Raw genomic sequence first — 26,173 nt, 5'->3', positions numbered from 1 at the left:
ATTTGGAATCTCAGTTGCCTCTCTTTGTCGCCTCTATCTCCTGTCTCGCGGCTGGCGCCAAAGCCTCAAAGGCATCTGGTACGTCCGTCACGAAAGGGCTATGACTGCCCTTTTGCTGGATGGGGTGTCAGTGCCAGGCCCCCGCCTGGACACGAATCAATTCAAGCGGGCTCCATGCCCTGGCGGCGCTTGGCCGCTGCGGCCTCGGGCGAAGCCATGAAGGCCAGCAGACGCTGCACGGCATCCGCATGGGCCGAGCCCGTCACAACGCCGGCCGAAAACACGGTGTCGATGGCAATCGCGGCGGGCAGGCTGCCCACGATGCGGATGCCTTCGACATGGATCAGCTCGCTGAGCTGCTGAAAGCCCAGCGCCACTTCCCCCGAAGCAATCATGGAGCCCACGGGAACGCCGGGCCGGGCCTGCACGATGCGGGACTGGATCTCGTCGGCAATGCCCCAGCGCTCGAACAGCTTTTGCAGCGCCACGCCGCTGGGGCCGGTGGAGTAGCCAATGCTGGGCGCAGCCAGCACGGCAGCGCGCACGGCCTCTTCCGAGCCGATATCGGGCTGAGATGCGGCGGCAGGCACGGCCACGGCGGTGCTGGACAGCACCAGATCCACCTTGCTGCCCTCAACCACTCGGCCGGCGGCCTGCAGCTTGTCGATGGCGTTGGAGGCCAGGAAGACCACATCGAAGGCCTCTGCGCCGGACTGCACACGCTGCGCGGCATCCACACCACCCACGGATTCGATCTGCACCGGCTCGCCGCCCTGCTCCTGCCAGGCTGCAGCCAGATCCGCGAGGACCTGGCGGGTTGCCATGGAAGAAATGCCTTTGAGTGCTGCGCTCATGCCGAAAGACTCCTGAAGTAGATACCATGGCTGCCCCGCAATCCCGAATGCCGCGTCCCGGCCATTGAGGCCTTTCGAGCCACTCCCGCCACCCTGCGGGCAGGCTGCACCGGCAGGACGGGACGCTCGAGCGGGCTTGCATCAGGGCAACCATCTAGTCAAAACGAATGAGACTATTGTCGGCAGCCCTGCGCCGTCCCACTAGGCAAGCCCTCCGCTAGCAGCTATGCCACAAAGGCATAGCAAAGTGCTTGCTCATATCACGTATAAATACCTACAAAGAAAGCACAAAGCCGATAAAGAGAAAAGGCTGAACGCTATTTTTTCAATAGCATCCAGCCTTCATTGCTGTGCATAAGCAACAGTAGATTTAGTGGTTAACCCCTAATTCAGTCATCATGGCGTCCATGCCCACGCCCGTGACCATGACCGCGTCCACGGTCATCGCGATCATGCCTGTCCCAGTCACGTCGATCGCGGCGATCGTCTCTATCCCAGCGCCCATGGTCCCGGCGGTCTTCATGCCAGTCGCGTCGCTCGTAGTGCTGGCGCGGCGGGGCGGCACGCCAATGAGGGGGCGGATTGCGCAGGAAATAGACCGGCTGGCCGCAGGCATGGTAGCGGCCGCAGTAGCGGCGCCAGTTGCGTGAATGGCCAGGCGGCACCCACATATAGATGGGCTGCACCTGCGGCACTACCGGGCCGCCCCACATCGGCTGGGCATACAGCAGCTGCGGCGGTGCATTACCGATATTGACCTGACCGTAAACCCCAGGAGCCAGCTGCCCTGAGATGGAGCCGCTGATATAGGCCTGTGCCTGGGCGGCACCCGCTGCGCAAATCAGCGCCAAGGCTGCCAGGCTGCGGATGAGTGAAGTGCGATTGGACATATGTCTCCATGCTCGATAAAGATCACCGTGGGCCGGCGAGATCGCGCTTCAACCCGGAAACGCTTAAGTCCTTAACGCATCAGGGCCGATTCCCGCTGACCCGGATAAATCTCCAAGCGTAAAGAGGCGTAATGCACGGACTCGGCCGAGCAGGTTGGCTGGCCTCTCACCGGATCGTCTGGCCCTGCAGGCCTTTTTTCAGAATCAGATCCACCACGGGCTGCTCACGCTTGTTGGCGCGCATACAGTGATCCTTCTGGAAATGATCGGTGATCCTGATGACCCAGCGCGCCCAGCGCTTGTTCTCGCGTTCGCGCCAGGCGTGCGATGAAACGCTTTCCCAGGCATAGCCGTTGAGCACTGCCGCATTGACAAAGTGATCCAGCGCACGCACTCCGGCCCTGCCCCGCTCCGTCTTGCCGAACAGACCGACCCAGCAAAGAATCAGCCAGCCCACCACTGCCAGCGGAACGACTGCACACATCAACACAAAACCTGCCAGGCGCTCCTTCATGCGTCCTCTCTCTTGCGCAACTTGATACGAACGCCATTTTCGGAGCGAATCGTCAGACGCCCCACGGGCTGCGGCACATGACCTTGCGCGGGCAGGATTTCGTAGCGCTGCAGCAGGCAGGCCAGAATCAGGACCGCCTCCTGCAAGGCAAATGCAGCGCCCAGACAGACACGCGGGCCCATGCTGAAGGGCATGTAAGCGTGCTTGATGGCCTCCTTATCCTCCTCGCGGTCAAAGCGGTCGGGATCGAAGGCATCGGGGTTCTGCCACCATTTGCGGTGGCGCTGCAGCAGCCAGGGAGCCACCACCACGGTGCTCCGCTCCTTCAATTGCTTGCCCCGGATGGGGCAGGATTGAACGTTCTCCCGGGCGAAGAAGCCCACTGGCGGAAACAGGCGCAAGGTCTCCCGAAAGATATTCCAGACCTGCGAGAAGCTTTTCATGTCCGCCTGCTGCGGCAGACGATCGCCTGCCACCTCCAGCACTTGCTCGTAGGCACGCTGCTGAATGTCGGGAGACTGGGACAGCAGATAGCTGGCCCAGGTCAGCGCACTGGCCGACGTTTCATGCCCGGCCAGAAACAGCATGGCAACCTGATTGACCAGCTCTTCCTCGTTGAAAGGCTCGCCGGTGTTCGGATCCCTGGCCTGCATGAAGGCGGCAAGAATATCCTCCTGCTCCTCGGCCTTGCCCCTCAGGTGCGCTTCATAGCGCGGCTTGATCATGGCGTGCAGCAGGCCGCGGATCTCCCGGGCGGCCTGGTTGCTCTGCCAGCGATACCAGGGCATGGTCAGCCAGCGAACCCCGAACAGGGCCGGCAGCATGAGCTTGGGAGCCAGCGCCTGGTAGCGGGCAAAGGCCTCGAAGATGCGATGCGCATCGGGCCCTTGCAGCGGCGTGGAGAAGATGGTGCGGAAAATGATATCGGCGGTGACATGGGTCATCTCGATCTCGATATCGTAGGGCTGCGTCTGCTCCACGGCATCCAGGCGCTCCAGCATCGCTTGCGCAGCACCCAGCATGCGCGGGAAAGCAACGTTCACCCGGGCCTGGGCAAATGCCGGGTTCATCATGGTGCGCTGACGCTGCCACTGCTCGCCATTGGTCGTGAAGATGCTGTCGCCCAGCAAAGGCTCCAGCGATTCATGCAGCAGATGGCTCTTGGGAAACTGCTGCGCCTCGGTCTGCATGACTCTCTTGACCTCCTGGGTGTCATTGAGCATGTAGAGATCCACGCCAGGCAGATGGACTTCGCCCATCTGCATGCTGTAGCTGCGCTCGAACAGCGCATCCATCCAGGAACGCCGTGCATGCCAGAACATGCGCAGCTTCGATGTCTGCTCGGGGTGGGGTTTGGGATAGACGGGGCAGAAACGACTCATCGCACCAATTTCCTCTCTAGGTAGTCTTGCATCGGACCGGCGCTGGTGAGCAATTCGAAATAGTCATAGGCACCGGCAACTTCGCCGGCCATCAGATACTGAAAATGCATGCGCATCTTGTTCCTGCGCAACCAACGGTAAGTTGCCGGCAAAAACAGCTTGTGAAAGCGTGGCGAACACACCGCTTGCGGGTTGAGCCCCCATTGGGGGCGGCGCTTGCCGGCTGCGGCGAAGAAGCGGGCCGCCTGGGGCGGATGCGTCTGTCCATCCTCGCGCAGCGACAGCCCGACCACATCGCACATGCCGAAACACACGCTATCGCTGGGGGAAGAAATGTCGGCCCAGTACACCGCGTCGTCCAGGGCAATCTCGCGCAGGGTCTGCCGCAACGCACCGGCGCCGGGAAACAGCCCGAACAGCGGAATGCAATTGCCCAGGGTGACCAGATTCACCACCGGCTTGCGCGAGGGGGCCAAGGATAGCGGACTTTGCGCCAGCTTGCGGCGAAGTGCCCGTGTCAACTTCAGAGCCTGCACGCTGCCGACACTGAAGCCGACCACCACCACTTCACGCCAGCGCTGCTGCTGCATGGCCTTCGCCACATCTTCGGCCATCGCCTCGATGCGTTCATCCAGCTCGGGAAAAGCCTTCTCCGAACTGGCATGGGCAAAGTTCAGAATCCGCAAAAGCCAGCTGATGTGCAGATAACGGTCCAGCACCAGACCGCCCCAGCCCACGGCCGCGACCACCGCCAGCATCAGCACGAGCGCGCCCGGCACCGGCAATCCATCCCATAGCTTGACGAGACAGGCGCCCAGGCCGACTCCCGCCAGCAGCACCAGCAGCACATAGACCAGCGGATACATCAGCGCCCACAAGGTAAAGCGCGCCTGCTCCCGCACGGGTTTGAGCCACCGCCTTAGCTTCCAGATGGAAACATAGGTTCCCAGGGCCTGTCGGAAAACCGCCAACCTGCCCTGAGGCCAATGAAGTCGGACCTGGTCATGCCAGTCAAAAAAAACAAAATCGGCACCAGCCGTCCTGTCCGAGTCCGCCTGGGCAACCCGCCATCGGGAATGCAGCGATTTTCCGGGCGCGCCATCGCCCTCGCTCCATTTCTGCCTGCTGCCAATTTCGTACTTTCCATCTCCCGAAACAGCCGGCTGCTTTTGCGACTCGGTACGCATCAGCTGGTGATAATGCCTTGCACCGCGCGGATCGAAGCCGCCCATGAATATCACCAGGCGCTCGTCCTCCCCTGTCTTGCGGGAAGGCTCGAATGAAATGGTCTTGTCGCTGCTAGTCATTGCACTCCGGAAAACGCAATCTTCCACACCACGGCTTATTCGACAGAGGCCACCCCCTGCAGCATAGAAGGCAAGACATCTTCCTGATTGGCAGGCCTGGACACAAAGACTGACTCCGCAGCCTCTTCGGGCCACAGAACAGGATCCACCGACAGGCCGCCTCCCCACAGGCGCTGGGCCATCTGACCGTCCAGCGCCGCCCCGCAACGCCATGAGACCGACGACAGCCGACGATAGAAGCTGCCATTGATCTGCGTGCACTCTATCAAGGCCTTGCGAAAGCGCGAGAGCATTTCCTGGTCGGGAACCGCCTGATGGGCCCGGAACCAGAAGTCCCGCATCCTGCCCTGGTAGGTCAAACCTTCCAGGTCATACAAGGCATTGCCGCAGACCTTGACAGGAGCGCCATGACCCAATGCCGAAAGCCCGGTCGTGCTGTTGACCAGCACCACCCCCTTGGCGCTCTTGAGCAGGGAGGGCAGATGCTGATCATGGATATAGAACACCTTGCCCTCCAACCCATGGCGCCGCGCGAGCAAGCGGATGATGTTGGCGTAATTTCTATGCCCGCGGTCCATCGGGTGGTGCTTGAAGACCACCACGTCATCGGCAATCGACTGCCCTCCTTCGGGCACGCCATCCTTGCGCTCCATCGCCTGGGCCCGGGAAAACGAATGCAGAACGTGATTGATGAAATCCGTCACGAAGTCGTAGTTCGAGTGAACCACGATCTGGGCATCGTTGTAGACCTGCAAAGGCGCCAGGAAGAACCTCTTGCGCAGGTCGCCCAGCAGGCGAGACTCGATGGCCTTTTCCGTGCGCCGATACCAGAACTTGCGCAGATAACTGAGCCACCACCAGGGAGCATCGCGCACGGTCATGCTCCGGTGATGCAGAGCGTTGTTCCAGAACCACTGCCCCAGCCAGGCCACAAAGAAATACAGCATGCCCCACATGGCCGAGTGCCAGAAAGAGTTCCCGACCTTCTTCCATGACTCCGTGGCCGGCCCGTTCGAATGAGGACGCGATGAAGCATTCTCCTGCTTCGACCTCTGTTTCAGCCAGAGGGCCAGCCTCTTTTCGAAATGCGAATGCCCGTTGACGCCCATGGGCTCGAAGGTGATGTGATCGGGCCGCAGATAGCCTTCTTCAAACACCCCGAAGGCGCAGCCCAGGCGCTCTGTCATGGAGCGCACGCAGGCATGGACCGGGCGGCAGTCGCCAAACAGCAGCACGGCATCTATCCGGTGCCTGACGATGTAGGCCTCCAGCACCTCCGGCCACTGGGTCAGATCCCCCCGGAACGAATGGGCCTTGCGCGGATAGAACAGCCAGTCCCCGGCATTGAAATTGAACTTGAATACAGTCGCCCCCACCGAGCGCAAGTCCTTGGCCAGGTTCCAGAAAAAAGGCCCTACCGGGCCTTGTAGCAACAAAACACGTTTAGACGCAAATCCACTCTTGTTCTTCATGCGTACGAGACTGCGGGTTGTCAGGCCGCTTGGTATTTCTATGGAGGCGTCATGAAGCATGACCCCGATATTTTAGGGGTTTCACCGAGTACACCCCTGCACATCACTGCGTGATGACAACAAATCGATGAAAAATAAATGCAAAAAAAGGTAAGTATCACCAACCCGACATAATCGACCGAAGCAATACCCTTGATTTACGCCATTGCCGCCGCAACCAGCCGGACTTCAAACCCTGCAAGCCGCCAGACTGCTCCAGCGCCGTACGCTGCTCCAGCAAACGCCTGAGCACCGCTTCGCAGCTGGTATAGCCCCTGAGCTTCGGATCCCAATACAAGGGGTAGTGCAGCAGCGCCCCGGCAACCAGCTCATCCAGCAACAGCGGGCGGCTGCGGCGCGGCACAGGCAAGCGGTCCTGCGTCAGACCCCAGCCTGCGTAGAACGGGCGCCCATGCACAACCACCTGCTTGTTGCGCAACAAGGCATCAAAGCCCGTCAATGAGGTCATGGTCACCACCACGTCGCAGGCCTCGATACAACTGACCACCGAAGCGCCCTGTTCAATGTGATCGGCATACTGCAAAGCCTGGGCCGGTTCGACATGGCCCTTGCGATTGCCGCTGCTCACATCGGGATGCGGCTTGAAGACAATGAATGCATGAGGAAACGCAGCGCGCGCCGCCTGGATCAGACCCAGATTTGTGCAAACACCCTCAGCATCGCAACCAAAGCGAATGGAGGCATCGTCTTCCACCTGCCCTGGCACCAGCACCACCTGCCGACCGGCCTGCGGGCGATCCTGGTTGAACCAGTTCACAGGACGATTGGGCGCGAGGTTGTACTTGGTGATGCCATGCTCGACGATAAAGGTGCGCACCTTGCGAGCACGCTCCAGATCCTGCGCCGTGAATGGCCGGGTGTTGAGCAAATCCTCCAGCTCCGAGGGCTGACCCGGGTCGAAATAGATGCCCTTGGCATCCAGCACAAAGGACTGCGGTGGAATCAGATCGGAGCCCAGGCCCACCGAGCGAACAAAGCCATCCTCCATGCGAAGCAGGCGCACCCCCGCTGCATCCGCCAACTGCTGCACACCTTCAGGCGGCACCCGGCCCCAGCAGATCAGGCAATCTTCACCGCCAGGCTGCAAAACCCTGGCCGCAGCAACATTCTTGACGAAGACCACCTTGCCGGGATACAGCGACAGCATGGCCTTCACGTTCGCGGCCTTCCAGCGCCGAAAGCCCACCACAATCATGCGCCCGCCAAAGCGCCGAGCCACCTGGCGCTGACGCTGCAGCCACTCCATCACATCCAGTACGTTGCCGCGCTGCCGGGTTTCCGGATTCAGATAGCGGCTGTAGTGCATATAGCCGGCGGCAAACAACTCGTCCACCGAGCGTCGGCGAGCGGCGCGACGCAACATGGCGGGATGCTGCGGCTGGCGATCATCCGTCACACCCCAGCCCGCATACCAGGGCACGCCAAAACAGACGACCGGCTTGTGGGCCAGCAAGGCCTCGAAGCCCATGGTCGAGCTGACCACATAGACCTTGTCCACCTGCGCAATCAGGCTCATCGGGTTGACCGCATCACGCAACACCACCGTGCGGGCATCGGGCTGCACGCCGGTCAGATAGCCACCCTTGCGGCCCGAAGTCACCTCGGGATGGGTCTTGACATAGACCGTGGCCTGCGGGTTCTCGGCCAGCGCAGCGGCCAGCATGGCGTTGAACGTAGCGGCATCCGCACCGCCCTTGGCTACGCTCATATCGCCCGCCGTCTGGTCCACCACCAGCACCCGCTGAACATCTTCGCTGCGCAGCATGCCCTCAGGCAGCTCAGGTGCATGGTTGTACTTGCTCAGTCCCTCGACCAGCAATTTCTCGCGGGCCTGCCGCACCAGCGCGGCATCCGCAGCCCGCACATCGGCATCGCTGCTCAGCAAGCGCTCCAGCGCACTGGGCCTAGTGCAGTCGTAATAGATGCCGGCGTCATCGACCACCAGCGACAGCGGCGGGAAATGCTCGCCGGTGCCAAAGGAGCGCAGAAAGCCGTCTTCCAGCGCCACATAAGGCAGCCCATGCTTGCTTGCGTAAGCGATGGCCTTGCGTGTGCTGGGGCGCAGGCCCCACCCGGCCACAGCATCCACATCCAACCGGAGCCAGGAAGACAGGCGCGAAACATCAGCGCCCGCCAACCTATCAAGGAAAGGGATTCTGCCAATACCCTTCGAGAGAATCCCGAACCTCATATCAAACTGCCGGAGAAGATTCGCCCTTCAGACCATAGATCTGAAGCACGCCCGTCACTTGACCTCCGCCATTCTTCACAACCAGAGCCCCCACCTCTTTTTCCCTCATGAAGGCTTCGGCTTCTGCAAAACGAACCTCTTCACCAATCGTCAGAGGGTTCGATGACATCATGTGCTGAGCACTCAAAAGCTTCACATCATCCTGGGCACCGAACGCCCTGCGGAGGTCGCCATCCGTGATGATGCCTCGCAGCGCTTCTCCATCCATCACCAAAGTCAGTCCCATGCGGCCATAGGTGATAGAGGTCACCACATCGCGGAACGATGCATCGGGGGAACACACAGGCAACGGCCCTTTTTGCATGACATCGCATACGCTCGTCAGCAGGCGGCGCCCCAGGCTCCCCCCGGGATGGAAGCGCGCAAAATCCTCAGGCTGGAAATCGCGCTTGACCGTCAAGGCAACCGCCAGGGCATCGCCCATGGCCAGCGTATTGGTGGTTGAGCTGGTAGGAGCCAGATTGTTTTTGCAAGCTTCACGCTCTACCCCAACATCCAGTACGACGTGCGAATGGCGTGCCAGTGTGGACTCCATCTTGCCGGTCAAGGCAATGATCCTGTTCTTCTGATGCTCCAGGAACGGGAGAATGCGCAGCACTTCTTCCGTTTCGCCTGAATTGGAAATCAGCAGCGCCACATCGATGGGCTTGATCATGCCCAGGTCGCCGTGGAATGCCTCTCCCGGGTGCACAAAAAAGGCTGGTGTTCCTGTGGATGCCAGCGTGGCGGCAATCTTCTGCCCAATGATGCCGGACTTGCCCATGCCCACCACCACCACGCGTCCCTGCATGGACAACACCATCTCCACCGCATCGTTGAAACGGGCATCCATACGCGAGCGCATACGGCGCAGTGCTTCGATCTCTATGTCCAGCGTTTCTTGCGCAATAGCCAAAGCATCGCCTGCAGTATCGTTCTTCACTTTCATGTCCATGTGTCTACTTCCCTCTGTTCGTCATTGAGTCATGGCAGACATCACGCCTGCATAGCCTTCGGCAGAGCCGATCACGTCTTGTTTGCCCTGTGCAGCGAGGATGGCGTCTGCCAACTCACGAAATGCACCCTGCCCGCCCGGGGTCTGTAACACACCGCTTGCCGCCTGGCGTACGTAAACCGGGGCATCAGGTACGGCAAAGCTCAGGCCGCAGGCCGAAAAGGCCGGCAAATCAATGCTGTCGTCACCAATACAGACTGTTTGTTCTGCCTGCACTCCAGCCTGGGACATCAGTTCACGACAAGCAGCGGCCTTGTCCTTGACGCCCAGCATGCACAGAGTCAGGCCCAAATCGGCAACACGCTTGCGCAGCGTGGCCGAGTCACGGCCGGAGAGCACGGCCACACGCACGCCGCTTTCCTCCAGCAACTTCATCCCGAGACCATCTCGCACGTGAAAGCGCTTCATGCACTCGCCAGTAGCGTCATAAAACAGCCCGCCATCGGTCAGCACCCCATCCACATCGGTAATCACTAGGCGAACATCAGCCAGCGTCGGCCGCGGCTCCGGCTCACGCCCTTCCAGCAGCGCGCGCACGCGCTCCAGACACTCGGGCGTATCGACGCCAGGCCCCGTAGGCTCTACTGCATAGGCACGAATCTTCAGACCGGCAGCCATGAGACGCAACTGTTCGAGCTTTTCGGCCTTCTCGGCCATGGGCTGAGGCAAGCCGGAATAGCGCTCCAGCACTTCGCGGCGATAGGCATAGACGCCCACATGCTTGAGATAGGTGGCTTCCTGCGGATCACGTGGATAGGGAATCGGTGAACGGCTGAAATACAACGCGTCGCCGTTATCGGCCAAAACCACCTTCACCGTATTCGGGTTCAGTGCTTCCTGTCCATCGATCGAATGGCAGAGCGTTCCCACAGCCACGCTGGCATCAGCCAGCATGCCGTCCACCAATCGCTGCACATCCCCGGGGCGCACCAGCGGCTCATCACCCTGCAGATTGACATAAATGTCTGCGGGGACCTGAGCCATCACCTCAGCCAGGCGGTCCGTGCCGGACGGATGATCCTTAGAGGTCATTACCCAGCGACCGCCAAATGCCTGCACGGCTTGCGCCACCCGATCATCATCGGTTGCGACCAGTACGGCCTGCACACCTGCAACCTGGCACGCGCGCTCGTACACATGCTGAATCATGGGTTTGCCCGCAATGTCAGCCAGAGGCTTTCCGGGCAACCGGGTCGAGCCATAGCGCGCCGGAATCACAATAGCTACTGCTGTACCTATGCCAGCACCGCTCCTGGAATAAGCGTCCGAAGTGGGCTCCGTCAGAGCATGTTGCATATTCAATAAATATAAAAACAATAGCTACTACCGCTTATCAAACAAGCGATAGCAGCCATTTTTATAAAAAATCAGAGAAAGCCGCGATACATCGCGGCTCAGTCAATCTCCAGAGGCTCGAAAGACTTCACCAAGTCATCCACTGCCTTCACCTGGGCAAGGAAGGGCTCAAGCTTGTCCAGCGGCAGTGCGCTGGGGCCATCGCACTTGGCCTGGTTCGGATCAGGGTGCGCCTCCAGGAACAAACCTGCCAGCCCTGTTGCCATGCCCGCACGTGCCAGATCCACAATCTGCTGACGGCGGCCGCCTGAAGCACCAGCCGTGGGATCGCGCTGCTGCAGCGCGTGTGTCACGTCAAAGATGATGGGCAGATCGCCTGTCGCCTTCTTCATTACGCCAAAGCCCAGCATGTCCACCACCAGGTTGTCGTAGCCAAAGCAGGTGCCACGGTCGCACAGCATTAGCTGGTCGTTGCCGGCTTCCTTGAATTTCTCCACGATATTGAGCACCTGAGAAGGGCTCAGGAACTGTGGCTTCTTGATATTGATCGGCTTGCCTGTCTTGGCCAGGGCCACCACCAGATCGGTCTGGCGAGCCAGAAAGGCCGGCAACTGCAATACATCCACAACTTCCGCTACAGGTGCCGCCTGCCAGGGCTCATGCACATCGGTAATCACTGGAACGCCGAACTCTTTCTTTACCGCCTCAAAAATCCTTAAACCCTCTTCCAAGCCTGGACCACGGTAGGAATGAATGGAAGACCGATTGGCTTTATCAAAGCTGGCCTTAAAAACATATGGGATACCCAGTTTGGCAGTGACTTCCACGTAATGCGCAGCGCACTTCAATGCAAAATCCAAATCCTCAAGCACATTGATGCCGCCAAAAAGCACAAACTTTGACGAATTAGAAAGAAGGGAGTTTTCAAAATTCATAATCAAACAAACTCTTTATACAAACGCACTGCATTCAGCAACATGGCCTTCTGGCGTTCCGGCCTATCGTCATGCAAGGGCAACATCGAAAGAAATAGCAACACAACCAACGGCATGATTTCTCTGACTGTTGCACCATCGATAAACGGAACGTCCAGGAACACTTTCTGCACAGATGCCAGTCGCTGATCAATCTCGAATCGAATGCAATCATAGCCGTCCGCATCCGAATCAATCGCATAGCGACCTGCCATGATGAAGTCGTATAAACCAATCACCGAATGTGCTAATTTGGCTAGGTCGTACTTCTGATCTCCATGAATCGAGAAATCCCCTTTGAAATTAAGGACTCGCGGATCAATGACTTTCAGACGCTCCGAACGTGAGTCGAACAAGATATTACTAAAGCACAAATCCCCATGGAGGATGGAAGGAGCCACGGGCATGCTCAGTGCACGCCTTACGCAATCCTGCACGATTTGAGCCACCATCAACGGTTTCCCTTGATGCCTGGTAATCACAGCCTCACGAGAAAACCCGGTTTCCTGCTCGTACTTGCGCAGTCTGGCAATAGTCTTTTCTTCGTAGAGCGATACAGCATCGCGCAGCACATCCTCATGCCCGCAAGACTCAAGCTGACAAGCCTGGCGAGCATCTGCAAAAAACTTTTTTAGCAAGGCAAACTTCTGCACCCAGAAGTCAACGGAATTGCGGCCATGCACAAACAGCTCGTTCAGCGGCAAATAGGGCAGATACTCCAATGCATAAAAATGCCCACCATCAGGCAGCGCTCCAGCATCCAGAAGATGGGGGGTATATTTCTTGATCGCCAACGGAACGGTCTTGAACCATCGCTCTTCTGCTTCGATTTTTTCCGGAGGAACGCCTGTTTTGTACAGCACGCCCTCACTGATCTTCAAGGCATTGAACGAACGCTGAGTGGTGATTTTGGAGCGCGAGGAGAAATAGGTATTCACATGACCAAGATCGAACCACTCTTCGCAAGATACTGCAGTCAAGGATTGCGTTTGACCGTAAAGTCTTACTGCCTTCACAAAATTACCGCGACTCAGCGCCAAGGCTCGTAAAAACTCCCGCTGGCTGGAAAATGCGAAGAATCCGGACCACACCAAAGTGTCAGCTACCTGCCCCTCCCCAGGTGACTCAACCTCCCAGTCGTAGTCGCCCCTTGAATGCCCCACCGCAACAACGTCCAGTGTTTGCGGTAAATCCAGAATCAGCGTATCGCCATGCAGCAAACGCAGTCCATGCTCGCCATTGGCAGCAATATTGAGCACATAGGTCAGCGCCTCGGCCAGAGAAAATCCATCCGGTACAGCGACCAGCTCAACATGCAGCGCTTCCAGCAAATCACGTTCGTCAAGCGTCAACTCATAGCTGGAAGGCAAGGACACGACAATTCGCTCACCCTCAAAACGCCGCAGAACGCGCACCTGATGCTGCAATAGCTTTTGATTTCCCAATGGCAGCAAGCAAGGAGGAATTGCTCCTAACTCATTCCGGAACTCCGGCACCACGTAAGCCGCAGAGTTGATGACGATCATCTCTTGATCCCCACCAGCTTCCGAATATCCGCCACGGACAACTGCACGAACTCGTCAGGCCGCAAAGCTCGATCATCCACGTAGAAACCATCGGTTCCACACCAAGGCTTTCCGGTATAGATCTCGTCATACGGCACTTTGTGCTTATCCAGCCAGCCGAGAATAATCGGCAGCGTATTGGCATTGATCTTGCCAACATTGCCTTCATACGTGCGCATATTGCGGCTCGTGCTGATCACAATCTCAAATCCCTGTGCCTTGAATTCGCGCATGCGCTCTATCACATCCGGCTTGGGTATGGAGTTGGCATAATCACCATTTACGGTAGAGCAAATAGTCTCATCCAGATCCATCACGATTCTTTTCATGCCAGCGCCTTTTTTTTCAACAATTCCTCATACTCGTCTGGGGTGCCACAGAAATCGATCTGCTCCGGACCGATTACCTCGTACTTGACCACTCCCCCCTCGTCGATCAAACGGTTGTATAACGGCGCAATATAGAACTCCCCCTTCACCTGCTCATTGGCTGCGATAGCTTGCTCAAAGATACTGCAAAACTGTTGTTGACTCTTAAAGTAGTACAGTCCATCGCTACACAGATCGGAAATACGGTCCTTTTCTGTAGTGCGAATCACCGAAGCCCCGAGGCCCGGCTCCACAAACGACCAGTGCTCCCCTTCACCACGGAACACCTCCAGGTAGCCATCGCACTCGGACAGAAAATCTGGCTTGCGATAGTCATAGCGAATGGTGTCGATATTGAATACCGTTATCGGAAAATCATCGCCATGAGACCGTAATGCCAGATATGCCGTTTCGGCTTGTCCACGCGTATCACCGTCTAAGCTGAAAATTTCGTAGTTACGGATACCGAGCTTTTGTACCGCATTTTCAACAAAAGACTGAGCAAAATTATCTGGACGGACCACAAAAAGAAATTGCTCGCAATCAAAATAACGTTCAAATGAGCGAGTAGCCCACTCAAAAAGTGTAATACCATCTAGCTCAAGAGCATACTTCGGAACTTGGTAACCAGCTTTGGAAAATCTACTGCTCAGGCCTGCCATAGTGAAAATAATCACAATATCCTCTCAGAATAAAATTTTTGATAAGCATCATAGAATAATTCTAATTTCGGATCACCAATACATTCCAGATCTTCCTTAAGCTCATTTGATATATCAACCTCGCTTAAAATCACAGGCGCAGAAAATATGCTTTTCCGAGGCCTTAGCACTCGAACATCTATACCATTTGACACAAGGTGAGCCGCCAACAACTCCTCAGCGGCGTTAACCTCCACTGATGATTCAAAATACTCTTCATATCTAAAAATTCCACTCTCAACCAACTTCCGCCAAACACCAGAATATACCTCCATCGCCTCACGAGAACCAATTGCAAACTGATCTCCAAATCCCATCGGTGTTAGATAGGTCACATATATCAAATTCCTCTGATCTCTCACAGCCTCAATAAATTTATCCATACTTGGTAAATCTATTTCCATATCAGGCCGGCACCGTATAACGACATCATATCTATCTCTAACTCTCACTTCATGATTAGACATAGATCTAAAAACCTGATCAAGTAAAAAATACATTTTTGCTTGATTAAATCCGGCCTTCAGTCTTAGGCCTGGAAATTTTTCAACACACTGTTCTTCGAATTCGAAGGCAGAGTGTAGGTTTATATGAGAGTTATCAATTGATTCAGAGAAATATTTTGCATCAATCTTTCTTGAAACGCGCTCAGTAATTCTCTTGAAGACTTTAGGAAATTTTTTCGAAAACTCATGCGCTGAGCGATACTCAACTGGAAGCTCATTAACGAGCTCACCTAGATACCTATTTAGTTGCGCAAATCTTGGCGGAGCAAGAACACTTTCATTCCATATATCTACAAATACATCTGCATCAATTTTTTTTGAGATTGAGTTTGTATTCTCAATAAAATCTCGCCAAGAACCTCTTAATTGACCAGAGACGCAGACAGCAACTCGCCCTCTACGATTTTCACAGGACTCCTTCTCAAGCGGGAGATGAATGCCATTTTTTTCGGCAAAATATCTTATTGCTCTTGCTCTCTCTTTTTCTCCTCGCCATCCCGCCACTTGATGTGCTCGAGTCATACAAATGATTGTCGCTGGGATCCTCTTAATTTTCTCGGCCCAGAACGCCTCATTATCTACACCTACGTCCCCGCCCAACGCTGCAAGTCTAGCCCCAGCATGAATCAGCGCGTCTGTAAATCCAATATGAAGAACCGCATTTCTAAAAATATCAACCGCATAAGATATTTCACATCTATTAAATACGGATTGAAATGACTTCTCAAAAAAATAAATTACCCCAGGATGATTTTTAAATGCATCCATTCTAAAAAACATTACCCGTGGAGTGAAGAAATTTTCATATGGAAGCTCTTCAACCGACTTAACAAAAAACTCATAAGTTCTGTTACCCATTCGGTAAAATTCCCAGATTGCATACTCGCAATCCTTCCACCGCCTCTTTCCAATCAAAACATCTAAAAGCTTGTTCTGCTCAGAAAAATCAAATACCTTAAAAAATGAAGAATCCAAATCCTCTACTGGAGAACTTGGCAATGCAAGCAACCCCAACAGAGTTTTATCTTTAGTTATTTCTGCAAATTTCTTTAAATTATTAAAAAATCTATTATCTTTTTTCGAGTGAGATATAAAAATATCTAACCTACTATTAATCAGATCGTAAATTTCAGAAAATCTATTCGTCTTAATTAAACGATCTAATTTTCTCGCAGCGACCCCCATATCACTACCAAATAACCGATCGACCTTATCAAGTATATACAGCGAGTCTTCATTAAAACCCAAATAAGAGAGAGCATCATAAGATATTAGGTATCCGCGCACTTTGCTTGGATACAGCTTCATCATTGCACATGCCACTACAATTTTTTTATAGAAATCATCCCCTCCTCCTGCATACTCCTCCTCGAGTTCGTTCAAGCTTTGCTGACAAATAATCTTGGTATTGACTTCACGCTCCACAGAACGCAAAAACGGATCGCCTCGCTTAAACATTTTTTGCCCTCGCAAAGTATATCCAAGCAAATAACCTTCCATATATTTTCTTTGAATCAGCAAAAAATGCAGCTGGATCGCTCTGGAATTTTTTGTATTTCCTATCGGAGGTAAATCTTCTCACCAAGTTCTCTATAAATAATTTTTCAAAAAATAATTTATCCTCTGCCAAAGGCAAGTCATATTTTTTTTCAGTTTTAGCCAACGGTACCACATCCGATTTTTTGGGAATCTTATTTATCGAATTAACACCATTGGACCAAACAGATCTAACAGAATTATCCCCGGGTTTACCAAGAATAATTTTCAGGCCTGCACCACCATAAGCATCCTCAAAAACAACCCCGCAAAGCACCTGAGCATCTACCGCGTGAGGATCTGAAAAATAGCGATCCAGCACTCGCATTGACTTATTGGGTTCAATATCAATTTTGTGGAGCCATTCCCCCATCACTGTGCTGGCAGTAGTAATAAACTCCAAAGCACCGGCATGTACCCGTGTCACCACGTTCTCACGTGTTTCTTCTTGTGGGAAACGGTTCATATGAACCGGCTTTAGAGCGCCATTCCAGTCCTTTTCCATCTTGAGAAACGTAGTTTCTGTGTTGGAAAATAGAGTTTCGTACAAAGGAACGAATCTGCAGAACGGATGAAAGGTATCGTGACGATCAACAAAGTTGGCCAGATACGCCTTGGCAGACAAGCCTTTCTTCTCCACACGCTGTAATGCCTGACGGAAAGTCATCAAGTAATACCCTTGAATCGGCTTACGACGGTCAGTCAGTTCGTAAAGCGACTCTTGCATGGTGCCTGCATAGCCGATATCGACGATGGCTACATTTCCATCATCAAAAAGATCTTCATCTTCCAAGTATTGGAGATAGTTTTCGCGCTCACGCTGGGCAATGGCAAAGATCTTCTGTTTGTGGGCAAGCAGGATTTCCTTGAGCACAGGGCGATGCTTGGCATTCACCCGCGAGTCGAGTGCCAATCCGTGCTGCTTAAGCAAGGCTGTATCCACATCGCTGTCTTTGAGGCCAAAGCGTGCATTGAGCAGATGACTAATCGATGTCTGCGCATAGTCCACATTCAACAAGTCGATAATGCCGGACTCATCTCTGATCTTGGCCAGGTTCACCGCCCGACGAGAGCAGAGCAGGTAGTGGCTTTTTGGGGCATCAGGGTAATGCTTGGCCAGTAGATCGTATGCCTTCTTCATGATCAGGCCATCACGCGATAGAAAGTACAACCGATCCATCTTGTCGCGAATGGCTTGCTCCATGATCCACTTGGCATAGCCCAACAAGAACATACCGAAGCCGTAGTAACCAAGTCTCCAGGCATCTCCACTGAACAAAGTTCCACGGCGGCTCGGCAAATAAGGATTGTCATGCAACGTATTACCTACCATCGCAATCAACATTTGAGCGTCCAAACTATGGCGCTCCTCATCGCGACTCCAGATGGATTTATAGGAATCGCTCTTCTCAAAGACCTCTGAAGCCTTAACCAAGTGGAAAGGCTTGATGCCTCTCTCTTTGGCTTTTATAACATCGGCTTGGAGATTGTCACCAACATGCAAAATTGACGCGGCTGGAACTCCTAACTCCTTGAGCACATGATCGAACAAGCGACCACTATGTTTTTTCTGCTTTACCTGGCTTGAAACAAAAATACGCTCATAGCCTTGATAGCCATTTTTCAGGAGAATTTTCTCTAAAAACTCCTGAGGCAGGTACATGTCGGAAATGACAATGACCCGCTTTCCCATGCTCACAGCTTGATTGAATGCAGTCCTGGCACTCTTTCGTTCATAGAGCAGGTCATATTCCAGTTGCATTTCTAATGCCTTGACCTGTTCAGCCTCTTCAAAACTACATCCTGTCAAAACCTGGAAATGCTCATAAATTTCATCAATATGGGTTTCTCCCTCTCCGCGGCCAATGGCCGCTTCGAAGGCAAGTTTTTCACTCTGGCGACGAACATCCTTGAAATGTAGATCGTTACGACAGATCAGCTTGGCCGCATCTTCCGCCATGAAATCGAACATGTCCGATGGTCGCTTGAATGGACGAAACAACAAGGTGTCGAAAATATCGAAAGATACGATGTCGTGCTTGCGAATCTGTGCAGAGAGGTCGGCACAGTGCGTCAGCGTGTGCGCTCCATTAATTGTTTTTTCGAAACCAGAATGACGCAAATAAGCCTGCTCCCGACGCAAAGCCGTGAAGTCTTGCAACAACTGGGAATCAGAGGTCCAGGGGCTGGATTGGGTCGGACTGGTGAACGCTTCAATCCACGCGGAGAAATGCCCGGGTTTTTCCTTGATCCACTCTGCTGGAAAGTGAGAGCCTAAGATGTCTCGCTTAATCAAGTCATCCTGGTAAAAACTGATGTTTTTTGCTACCTGATACAAAAAGTCCTCAAGGTGAGCTGCCGTGTTGTACTTCGTGATATGGCTGGCACCCACGGAAAACACCGGCTTACCCCAGTAAGCCGCTTGGTACCCCACTGAGGAGGATATGGTGTAGACCCCGTCCACCAGCGGCAGCAGCAACTGTGACACTGTCTGGATGGTGTTGAACTTCTCGATGTAGACAAAATTGCTGAACTTATTGCGCAAATAGCGGACATTTTCTGTACTCAGCACAGCACTGCGCAAATTGCCAGACCAATAATTGGTCACCAACACCCCAATATTCGATGGAGTTTTCTGCAGCAAATCCAATACGATGTCGAATTGACTTCTACGTTGAAGCAGGTAGTCGACCATGAAGTAATGATCGATTTGCAGCGGAAATAGTACCAGTCCTTGGAACTTATGCTTAATTCCGCTTACCAGTGGTTCGACAAGGTTCAAAGATTGGAAAAAGCTCTTGTCCTGGGAGCGCAGTTGCTCCAACGCTTCATCCACAAGAGGCTGTTTACCCTCAATACAAACGGCACCAGCGGCCTTATCCAAAAGGCCAATATCAAATTTGACCAGTTCAGGGAAAGGAGATCGTGAGAAGAAGCCGGGCATCTGGTGGATGATCTTGACCCCTGGGAATATCTCTTCCAAGAAGTACATAGGCGACTCCCAAACAAAGATGATGTCTGGTGAGAAATCACTCGGTAACTGCGATTCAATTATCTTTCGCAGACGTTCAACTTCTCCTTCTTTGTAATTCTTGCTTTGATGGCGCATAGAGCGCTCAAAGGAATTTTCACCCTGCGTCCATTCGAAATGATCAATTGCAGAAACAGAGTTCAGTTCTTCCAAATACCCGTCCTGCATAGCGCGACTGGCCACAGCCTCGCCAGCAATTAGGTGGGTTTGGGCGCCATTAGAACGCAGCGCTTTAATCTGATGAACAAGTGAGCTACGCAGAGTGGCGAAGCGAAACTCGGGGTTTCCCAGCTCGATAGCGGGCTCTAGGATGTACAGGGCTTTCATAGACTCACAACTCGAAATATTCACAGACCAAACACAACTTTTGCGCTGATGGCAATCTGGTACATGATCTGAGTCATGTCTTTCCAGAACTGCCGCTTCTTTTCATCCACCTTAGGGAGAACCAAAATTTGATCTCCTGCTTTGATAGAGGCATCAGCAAATAACCTGCTTGTATCGACCTGCTGGAATGCTCCATCGCGATGGGCAACCACTACGCGAGCGTTATCTGCGGACTGGGTAAATCCGCCAGCTCGGTCGATATATTCTTTGAGACTCAAAGAGCCATCGAATGCCACGGCATTGGGGAATAACACCTCGCCACTGACCAGCACCAGCGCATCCTTGCGTGGTATGCGTATGGGAACCTCTAAAAACCTCCCCGCCTGATGGCACCGCAGCCAACGCGACAATCACCGCATGAGCAAACCCAAAGCGCAAGCGCGCAGCGCCATCAAGCTGGACCTCTTCGCCGATGCCGCGCGCAAGCACAAGATCGAGACCTTGGGCGATCCCCTGCAGGTCATTGCCCGGCACATTGACTTTGACGAGCTGACGCGGGTCATTGATCAACTGCTGCCCCGAGGGGATGCCGCCAAGGGTGGACGTCCGCCGTATCCCACCGCGGTCATGGTGCGCATCCTGATCCTGAAGTATCTCTACAAGCTCAGCGACGAGCAGATGGAATACCAACTGCTTGACCGCATGAGCTACCAGCGCTTTTGCTTGCTGGCCGATAGCGCCAACGTCCCAGATCGCAACACCATCTGGCATTACCAGCAGCGCCTGGGCGTTGATGGCGTGACGGCCCTGTTCCAGGCAGTGGACGGCCAACTGCTGCAGCGCGGCTACCTGGCGCGGTGCGGGCAGATCATCGATGCCACCCTGGTGCCTGCACCCATCCAGCACTTCACAAAACAAGACAAAGAGCAGTTGGATCAGGGCAAGATCCCCAGCGACTGGAACGAGGCCAAGCGCAGGCAAAAAGACCTGGACGCCACCCATACCAAGAAGCACGGCAAGGGCTACCACGGCTACAAGCTGAGCATCAGCGTGGATGTGCGCCACAAGTTCATTCGCAAGATCACCACCGGCACAGCCAGCGAGCACGACAGCACGCACTTTGATGAAGTGCTCGATGAGCACAACACCAGCTGCGATGTCTATGCCGACCGTGGCTACCCCAGCGAACAGCGCAGCGAGATGCTCAAGGTCTTGGGCTATCGCGAGCACATCCAGCGCAAGGCCAAGCCGGGCAAACCCCTGAGCGAATGCCAGAAGGGGCGCAACAAGCGCATTGCCACAACCCGAGCCCGGGTGGAGCACCCCTTTGCCCAGATGCGCCACATGGGCGGCAAGCTCATCCGCACCATTGGCCGGGCACGCGCCACGGTGGCCATGACCATGATGGCGGTTTGCTACAACCTCAAGCGTCTGGCCAAGTTCGTGGACGACGGGGTGGATGCGTTCTACAAAGACAAGGGAATGCCCTCAAAGACCGAGGTGCGCCTGCAAGGGGCCAATGGGTGAGAAATGGGGCAAGAAATGCCCAAAAAAGGGGGAAATTGCTCAAAAAATGAGCTCATCCGAAGCGCTCAAGCCGCATGCGCCTGTGACTGGCTGAAAACAGCGGTTTTTAGAGGCTCCCGTATGACATCGCCGTTTTCCAGCAACATATTGTCGCGCTGCGCCGCCTGCGCAATCTGCACCTGGCCAGTGGGCTCCACCTTCTTGGCACGCTCCACCCATTGCAAGGTCAGGCTTGCTTCTTCCTGTCTCAAGCGTGCCTCATCCACACTCCCACTGCGGGCTGTGAGCAACGCCGTTTCAAGGCTGCGCAAGCTAGTTGCCAGCATCTCTTTCTGACGTTCCTTCACACTCTGCCGAAAAAGCTGGACACTCTCGGGCTCAGCGTCCGGCAAGGTCTGGATGCTCTGCATAAGAGCCCCGAGACGGGTTCCATAAGGCAGCACATATTCCTGCGAATTCATATGCTCGCCTTCGACCCGCACGGTAATGGTGCCGGGTTTCTTGTCCGCAGTGAATTCCAGTTCGTCTCCGTTTTGCAGCACCAAAGCATTGGCCTCCTGCAGCGGGTAGTACTCCGTGTTCTTCACGGTTCCGGTATTGCGTGCAATACGCACATGGGTTGCCTGGGCTTGAGGTTTGGCCAGTTGCATCAACTCAGCCACTGTTTCGGAGCCACGGGAAAACTCAAAGCGCTTGGCATTGTTTACAAGGCCCGATACGCGCACCCGGTTGGCAATGGGGGGAACAAAGATCACATCTCCATCATTAAGTTGCAGCAGCGGTAACTGGCCCTTGAGCAGAAAGTCATAGAGATTGAAGGTGGCTCGTACGGAACTGCCTCGCTTGACCTGCACGGTCAAGAAACTGCCCCGCTCGGGGTCAATGCCTCCCGCCTGGTCCAGATAGTTAAGCAGGCTGTCCATGCTGGTGCCGTTGTACAAGCCCGGGCGCATGACATTACCACCCACAAAGATGCGCACCGGCTGGGCGGCGGCCAGGCTGGCATAGCTGTAGACATTAGCGCGGAACACGCGGCGCACGGCGGCTTCCACCTGTTGCTGCAGATTCTTGTTGGCAATGCCCAGCACCTTGATCGGCCCGACCTGAGGCAGGAAGATATTGCCTTGCGGGTCGACAGCGGCCACGCTGTCAAAGGTAAAGCCTCCCCAGAGGCGCAGATGAATGCGGTCGCCTACCGCCACCAGATAATCGGGATTGAACTGGGTTGCCCCTGCACGCGCAAAGTTGCCAGTAAACAGGTTTGCGCCAAAGACATCGCTATTGAGGTTAGCCGTGTAATCAGCGGTCTGTGGGGCTTGCGGCAACACAGGAGACTGCATGGGAACGGCAGCACCAGAACGGCTTGCCGAAGCATCGCTGAAAGACCCGCCAGAAGGCACCAGTCCCAGCGCCTGATTGATCTGGAAAGGATCAATACTGGATGTCGATGTATCTTGCTTGGAACCGGCTTGAGAGGTCTGGGCCTGAGCCGGCGCCAAACCAGTCAGCAGCACCGCGACTGCCGCACTGATACAGGTACGCGCGATAAAACGTTGCATGATAAAACTCGAAAAATTCAGAACAATCAGTCGCGGTGGTCGCGGACGATGGACACCAGCAATTGCACCAACCCGGCCAGCAGCAAGGCACCCAAAATAAAGGTAGCGATGTTATAGAGGCGCCGGGGGCGCATGGGATATTCAGGCATCGACGGACTTTGCAGCACCAGCACCTTTTTCAAGGTACGCGTTGCTTCCACCCGGCCTTTTTCAAGCGCCACCAAAGCGCTCTTATAGGCATCCTGCAAAAACTGAGCCTCCAGTTCCAGACGTTGGTACTCTTCCACCGTTTTGTTTAGCGATTGCCCCTTGGCGCTGGTCAGACGGTTTTTCTCTGTTTTGATCTGCTTTTCCACGGCCTGGATCTGCAGATCGACTTCCACGACCGCAGGTGCCGTGGGAGCCAGATAGCCCAATAACGCAGTCTTGCGCGCGCTAAGTTCGGTCAACTGCTCATCCAGTTTGTTGACCACTCCGGCCAGGTTTTCGGCTGCAGACTGCGGCGAAATCAGACCCTTGGCATTCTGGAAGGCCAGCACGCGCTGGCGCGCGTTGAGCGCATGTTCACCACGCTCCTTGACCTGCTTTTCGAGAAAATTCACCTGCTCCTGGGCCAGCTGATGGCCCAGCGAGTTCATATAACGCTCGCCCTCATGGACCAGTGCGCTAGTGATCTTGCGAGCCATTTCAGCGTCATACGCCTGGGCCTGAATGACCAGTACCCCGGCATATTCGTCATATTCCACGCTGATGCGTGAGAGAAAGTGCCGGTGAAAAAACTCCAGAGACGCATCATGGAAAAACATGCGTGAGAGCAGGTCATGATCGTGGCTGCTGTAGTGCTCGCGCAGGTTCAGTTCTTTATCCAGTTGCAGCAACATATCGACAGACAGCAATCTGTCGCGCAGCAGCATTTGATCAGCACGCGAGATCCCATCTCCACCGGCCAAGAGCGAGCTGAAATCCATGGCTTGCGAAGCCGCCATGTCAGTGCGCTGAATCAACACATGCGCTTCGGAAACGTAGCGATCTGAAGCGACCATACCCCAATAGATTACGGCCAGCAGACATGCAAACAAGGCAACAGCCAAGGCTTTCATTCGCCAAAGAGCATTGCCAAGGCCTTTGAGGCGTTCTTTTCTTAAAAAATCGATCATTGGGAAATACTGTCTTTGTAATTCTTCAGGGCATCTTCGATACTGTCGAACCAATGGGCTTGGCCTTCATGCAGCCAGATTCCGGCCTGGCAAAATTCGCGCAAGGTACCGTCGCTATGCGAAACCATAATGAGCCCCGAGCGATCCGCAATATTCTTGAATGCATCGGATGCTTTTTTTCTGAACGATGCATCACCAGCTGAAGTCGCTTCATCCGATATATACACATCGAAGTCAAATGCAAGGGAGAGACCAAACTGCAGTCGCGATTTCATACCCGAAGAATAATTTCGGACGGGTTCATCAAAGGATGAACCCAGTTCTGCAAAATCTTGTATATAGGCAATTTTTTCCGTCATTGACCGACGCTCGCCAAAGCCATGTAGTCGACAGACAAACTTGGCATTCTGCCGACCAGTCAAAGAGCCTTGCAATCCACCACCATAGCCCATGGGCCAGGAAACCCGGCTACGCCTCTCCACCGCTCCACGTGTGGGTGTGTCCACTCCACCAATCAAGTTGAGCAAAGTTGACTTGCCAGCGCCATTTCGGCCAACCAGCCCCACGCTAATCTTGGAGGGAATAGTGAGATCCACCCCCTTGAGAATCCAGCGCCCCGCACCGTGCGGTGTCTGATATCGCTTGTGCACATCGCTGACAATAATCATTGCGCCCTCAGCTTCTGGGAAAAACGCACCTGCAAGGCCAGTCCAAAGAAAATTGAAACAGCGGCAAATCCATACAGATATTCAAAATTTGCTTCTGGAGCTTGATGATAAACCGAAAAAAAACCACCTCTCAATAGCTCGAGACCATGCGCAAATGGATTATAAAAAGCCCACTCTCTATATTGAATAGGTATTGCAGATAATGGAAATATAGCACCAGACAAAAAATATAAAGGCCGAAATAAAAACATCATTAAATTTCCCGCCTCTGGAACAATTTCGCTTAGAACGGATAAAACAAGACCAATTCCAAGAGCACACAGCATCAACCCGATAAAGGCTAACATAGCCTCCATCGCTGAATTAGGAATAACAGAGTGCCCAAGAAAGGCCAAAATACCGAGCAGCGAACTCAATATCAGAAGACCTAAAAGTGCTTCAAGACCTGCTCGAACAATCACGGTATCGATGGGGCGAACCTGCCGATAGGCAAACAAGGCCTTGTTTGCATCAACCGCGCCCATAGCGCGCTGGAAGACGTTCTGCACCGTGAAGTAGCCAGTCACCCCCAAGACCAGCCACACGGCTACATCAGCCCCAGCGACAGAGCGTGCACGCAGAACGGTGTACAGCAGCAGCATAAAGCAGGCATGCAACACCGGCTCCAGCACGATGAGCACCCAGGCTCCGCGCGCAGCACTCAGGCGCGCAACGGCTTCGCGCAGGAAAAGTGCGTTCCATACCGAAAAAGTGATGGAAAGTGAACCACGTGGAGCAGAAATATCACCAGAAGACGGGGCTGAGTCCAAAATTAATCCTCGTTCTTTTGGACTCAAGACGCACTGAAATCCAATCGAAAAATTATAAATGAAAACATAAGCAAAACCTTATTACAACTACCAAGCGCCCCCTATTCACACTCAATTACATTTCAAATATTCTATCAAATTTCATTATTTGATTTATTTTAGCTATTGAATAGGATTTATTTAAACATCATTTAATTCAAATTTCCAATAAGAAAGGCGTCATCAATCAATGAGAATTAATAACCACAGAATTTTATTCAATGATTATTTAATCATCTGGTTTTCAGAAAATCATGTATGCAGCCTCATTGTGACTTTCTTGATATCCCAAGCAGACCTCCTAGAAAATCAACAAAAAGACCGCAGATCAGCACGCCAAGCAGTCAATAATGAGAGACTACTGTGCGTTCAGGATGAACTTCTGA

20 protein-coding genes and 1 pseudogene are annotated in these 26,173 nt (G+C 54.0%); 1 reads left to right on the top strand and 20 read right to left on the bottom strand.

All coding sequences use genetic code 11. The features are described 5' to 3' along the window. Positions 1-161 precede the first annotated feature (161 nt). The 16 genes and pseudogenes from QYQ99_RS24130 to QYQ99_RS24055 all read right to left on the bottom strand — a co-directional run. Positions 162-854, bottom strand: coding sequence for a substrate-binding domain-containing protein (locus QYQ99_RS24130; protein ID WP_302090348.1), 693 nt, complete (start codon positions 852-854; stop codon positions 162-164). A 389-nt stretch (positions 855-1,243) separates the two neighbouring features. After that, positions 1,244-1,744 (bottom strand): hypothetical protein, encoded by a 501-nt coding sequence (locus QYQ99_RS24125; protein ID WP_302090347.1) that lies wholly within the window; start codon positions 1,742-1,744, stop codon positions 1,244-1,246. Positions 1,745-1,910: 166 nt separating this feature from the next. Beyond that, a complete protein-coding gene (locus QYQ99_RS24120) occupies positions 1,911-2,258 on the bottom strand; it encodes a hypothetical protein (protein ID WP_291597325.1) in 348 nt (115 codons plus the stop codon). Further along, positions 2,255-3,640 (bottom strand): cytochrome P450, encoded by a 1,386-nt coding sequence (locus QYQ99_RS24115; protein ID WP_302090346.1) that lies wholly within the window; start codon positions 3,638-3,640, stop codon positions 2,255-2,257. The genes QYQ99_RS24120 and QYQ99_RS24115 overlap by 4 nt, the downstream gene beginning before the upstream one ends. Then, positions 3,637-4,947: a hypothetical protein gene (locus QYQ99_RS24110; protein WP_302090345.1), complete on the bottom strand. Its 1,311-nt coding sequence runs from the start codon at positions 4,945-4,947 to the stop codon at positions 3,637-3,639. The genes QYQ99_RS24115 and QYQ99_RS24110 overlap by 4 nt, the downstream gene beginning before the upstream one ends. Positions 4,948-4,982: 35 nt before the next feature. Then, a complete protein-coding gene (locus QYQ99_RS24105) occupies positions 4,983-6,419 on the bottom strand; it encodes a capsule biosynthesis protein (RefSeq protein ID WP_302090344.1) in 1,437 nt (478 codons plus the stop codon). 157 nt (positions 6,420-6,576) lie between these two features. Beyond that, positions 6,577-8,559 (bottom strand): capsular polysaccharide biosynthesis protein, encoded by a 1,983-nt coding sequence (locus QYQ99_RS24100; RefSeq protein WP_302090343.1) that lies wholly within the window; start codon positions 8,557-8,559, stop codon positions 6,577-6,579. Between the two features lie 112 nt (positions 8,560-8,671). Then, the gene (locus QYQ99_RS24095) at positions 8,672-9,664 is read right to left on the bottom strand and encodes a KpsF/GutQ family sugar-phosphate isomerase (RefSeq protein ID WP_291604225.1); all 993 of its coding nucleotides are present in this window, start codon (positions 9,662-9,664) and stop codon (positions 8,672-8,674) included. Positions 9,665-9,685: 21 nt separating this feature from the next. Beyond that, complete coding sequence (kdsB, locus tag QYQ99_RS24090; protein WP_291604223.1) at positions 9,686-11,020, bottom strand: 3-deoxy-manno-octulosonate cytidylyltransferase; 1,335 nt, start codon at positions 11,018-11,020, stop codon at positions 9,686-9,688. 98 nt (positions 11,021-11,118) lie between these two features. Continuing rightward, entirely contained in the window at positions 11,119-11,955 is an 837-nt protein-coding gene (gene kdsA, locus QYQ99_RS24085) for a 3-deoxy-8-phosphooctulonate synthase (RefSeq protein ID WP_291604221.1), read from the bottom strand. A gap of 2 nt (positions 11,956-11,957) precedes the next feature. Further along, positions 11,958-13,520 (bottom strand): phosphotransferase, encoded by a 1,563-nt coding sequence (locus tag QYQ99_RS24080; RefSeq protein ID WP_302090342.1) that lies wholly within the window; start codon positions 13,518-13,520, stop codon positions 11,958-11,960. Next, positions 13,517-13,888, bottom strand: a complete 372-nt coding sequence (locus QYQ99_RS24075; protein WP_291604216.1) for an HAD-IIIC family phosphatase — start codon at positions 13,886-13,888, stop codon at positions 13,517-13,519. Before QYQ99_RS24075 ends, QYQ99_RS24080 begins: the two co-directional genes overlap by 4 nt. After that, positions 13,885-14,604: a glycosyltransferase family 2 protein gene (locus QYQ99_RS24070; protein WP_291604215.1), complete on the bottom strand. Its 720-nt coding sequence runs from the start codon at positions 14,602-14,604 to the stop codon at positions 13,885-13,887. Before QYQ99_RS24070 ends, QYQ99_RS24075 begins: the two co-directional genes overlap by 4 nt. Beyond that, positions 14,601-16,634, bottom strand: coding sequence for a hypothetical protein (locus tag QYQ99_RS24065; protein ID WP_302090341.1), 2,034 nt, complete (start codon positions 16,632-16,634; stop codon positions 14,601-14,603). Before QYQ99_RS24065 ends, QYQ99_RS24070 begins: the two co-directional genes overlap by 4 nt. After that, positions 16,585-20,028, bottom strand: coding sequence for an HAD family hydrolase (locus tag QYQ99_RS24060; RefSeq protein ID WP_302090340.1), 3,444 nt, complete (start codon positions 20,026-20,028; stop codon positions 16,585-16,587). Before QYQ99_RS24060 ends, QYQ99_RS24065 begins: the two co-directional genes overlap by 50 nt. Before the next feature lie 20 nt (positions 20,029-20,048). Continuing rightward, positions 20,049-20,387, bottom strand: a pseudogene (locus QYQ99_RS24055) (SLBB domain-containing protein); the annotation flags it as partial. A 58-nt stretch (positions 20,388-20,445) separates the two neighbouring features. On the opposite strand from QYQ99_RS24055, the gene QYQ99_RS24050 reads away from it, so the two are divergent. Next, complete coding sequence (locus QYQ99_RS24050) at positions 20,446-21,555, top strand: IS5 family transposase (protein ID WP_302089391.1); 1,110 nt, start codon at positions 20,446-20,448, stop codon at positions 21,553-21,555. 65 nt (positions 21,556-21,620) lie between these two features. Here QYQ99_RS24050 and QYQ99_RS24045 read toward each other — a convergent pair whose 3' ends face one another. From QYQ99_RS24045 to QYQ99_RS24030, 4 genes are read right to left on the bottom strand one after another with little or no spacing between them, the layout of a single operon-like run. After that, complete coding sequence (locus QYQ99_RS24045) at positions 21,621-23,114, bottom strand: polysaccharide biosynthesis/export family protein (protein WP_302090339.1); 1,494 nt, start codon at positions 23,112-23,114, stop codon at positions 21,621-21,623. A gap of 26 nt (positions 23,115-23,140) precedes the next feature. Continuing rightward, complete coding sequence (locus tag QYQ99_RS24040) at positions 23,141-24,325, bottom strand: chain-length determining protein (RefSeq protein ID WP_302090338.1); 1,185 nt, start codon at positions 24,323-24,325, stop codon at positions 23,141-23,143. Then, positions 24,268-24,939 carry an ABC transporter ATP-binding protein gene (locus QYQ99_RS24035; protein ID WP_291604205.1) on the bottom strand — a complete coding sequence of 224 codons (672 nt, stop codon included), beginning with the start codon at positions 24,937-24,939 and terminating at the stop codon, positions 24,268-24,270. Before QYQ99_RS24035 ends, QYQ99_RS24040 begins: the two co-directional genes overlap by 58 nt. Then, complete coding sequence (locus tag QYQ99_RS24030) at positions 24,936-25,775, bottom strand: ABC transporter permease (protein ID WP_291604203.1); 840 nt, start codon at positions 25,773-25,775, stop codon at positions 24,936-24,938. Before QYQ99_RS24030 ends, QYQ99_RS24035 begins: the two co-directional genes overlap by 4 nt. Positions 25,776-26,173 lie beyond the last annotated feature (398 nt).

The sequence above is a fragment of the Comamonas testosteroni genome (genome assembly GCF_030505195.1).
Classification (GTDB): Bacteria; Pseudomonadota; Gammaproteobacteria; order Burkholderiales; family Burkholderiaceae_C; genus Comamonas; species Comamonas testosteroni_G.
The sequence above is the reverse complement of the archived record's forward strand: the minus strand, read 5'-3'. Positions and strand labels throughout refer to the sequence as shown.

Coding starts and splice junctions, on each gene's coding strand:
- QYQ99_RS24130 (WP_302090348.1), bottom strand. CDS start 854: ATGAGCGCAGCACTCAAAGGCATTTCTTCCATGGCAACCCGCCAGGTC.
- QYQ99_RS24125 (WP_302090347.1), bottom strand. CDS start 1,744: ATGTCCAATCGCACTTCACTCATCCGCAGCCTGGCAGCCTTGGCGCTG.
- QYQ99_RS24120 (WP_291597325.1), bottom strand. CDS start 2,258: ATGAAGGAGCGCCTGGCAGGTTTTGTGTTGATGTGTGCAGTCGTTCCG.
- QYQ99_RS24115 (WP_302090346.1), bottom strand. CDS start 3,640: ATGAGTCGTTTCTGCCCCGTCTATCCCAAACCCCACCCCGAGCAGACA.
- QYQ99_RS24110 (WP_302090345.1), bottom strand. CDS start 4,947: ATGACTAGCAGCGACAAGACCATTTCATTCGAGCCTTCCCGCAAGACA.
- QYQ99_RS24105 (WP_302090344.1), bottom strand. CDS start 6,419: ATGAAGAACAAGAGTGGATTTGCGTCTAAACGTGTTTTGTTGCTACAA.
- QYQ99_RS24095 (WP_291604225.1), bottom strand. CDS start 9,664: ATGGACATGAAAGTGAAGAACGATACTGCAGGCGATGCTTTGGCTATT.
- kdsB (WP_291604223.1), bottom strand. CDS start 11,020: ATGCAACATGCTCTGACGGAGCCCACTTCGGACGCTTATTCCAGGAGC.
- kdsA (WP_291604221.1), bottom strand. CDS start 11,955: ATGAATTTTGAAAACTCCCTTCTTTCTAATTCGTCAAAGTTTGTGCTT.
- QYQ99_RS24080 (WP_302090342.1), bottom strand. CDS start 13,520: ATGATCGTCATCAACTCTGCGGCTTACGTGGTGCCGGAGTTCCGGAAT.
- QYQ99_RS24075 (WP_291604216.1), bottom strand. CDS start 13,888: ATGAAAAGAATCGTGATGGATCTGGATGAGACTATTTGCTCTACCGTA.
- QYQ99_RS24065 (WP_302090341.1), bottom strand. CDS start 16,634: ATGGAAGGTTATTTGCTTGGATATACTTTGCGAGGGCAAAAAATGTTT.
- QYQ99_RS24060 (WP_302090340.1), bottom strand. CDS start 20,028: ATGAAAGCCCTGTACATCCTAGAGCCCGCTATCGAGCTGGGAAACCCC.
- QYQ99_RS24050 (WP_302089391.1), top strand. CDS start 20,446: ATGAGCAAACCCAAAGCGCAAGCGCGCAGCGCCATCAAGCTGGACCTC.
- QYQ99_RS24045 (WP_302090339.1), bottom strand. CDS start 23,114: ATGCAACGTTTTATCGCGCGTACCTGTATCAGTGCGGCAGTCGCGGTG.
- QYQ99_RS24035 (WP_291604205.1), bottom strand. CDS start 24,939: ATGATTATTGTCAGCGATGTGCACAAGCGATATCAGACACCGCACGGT.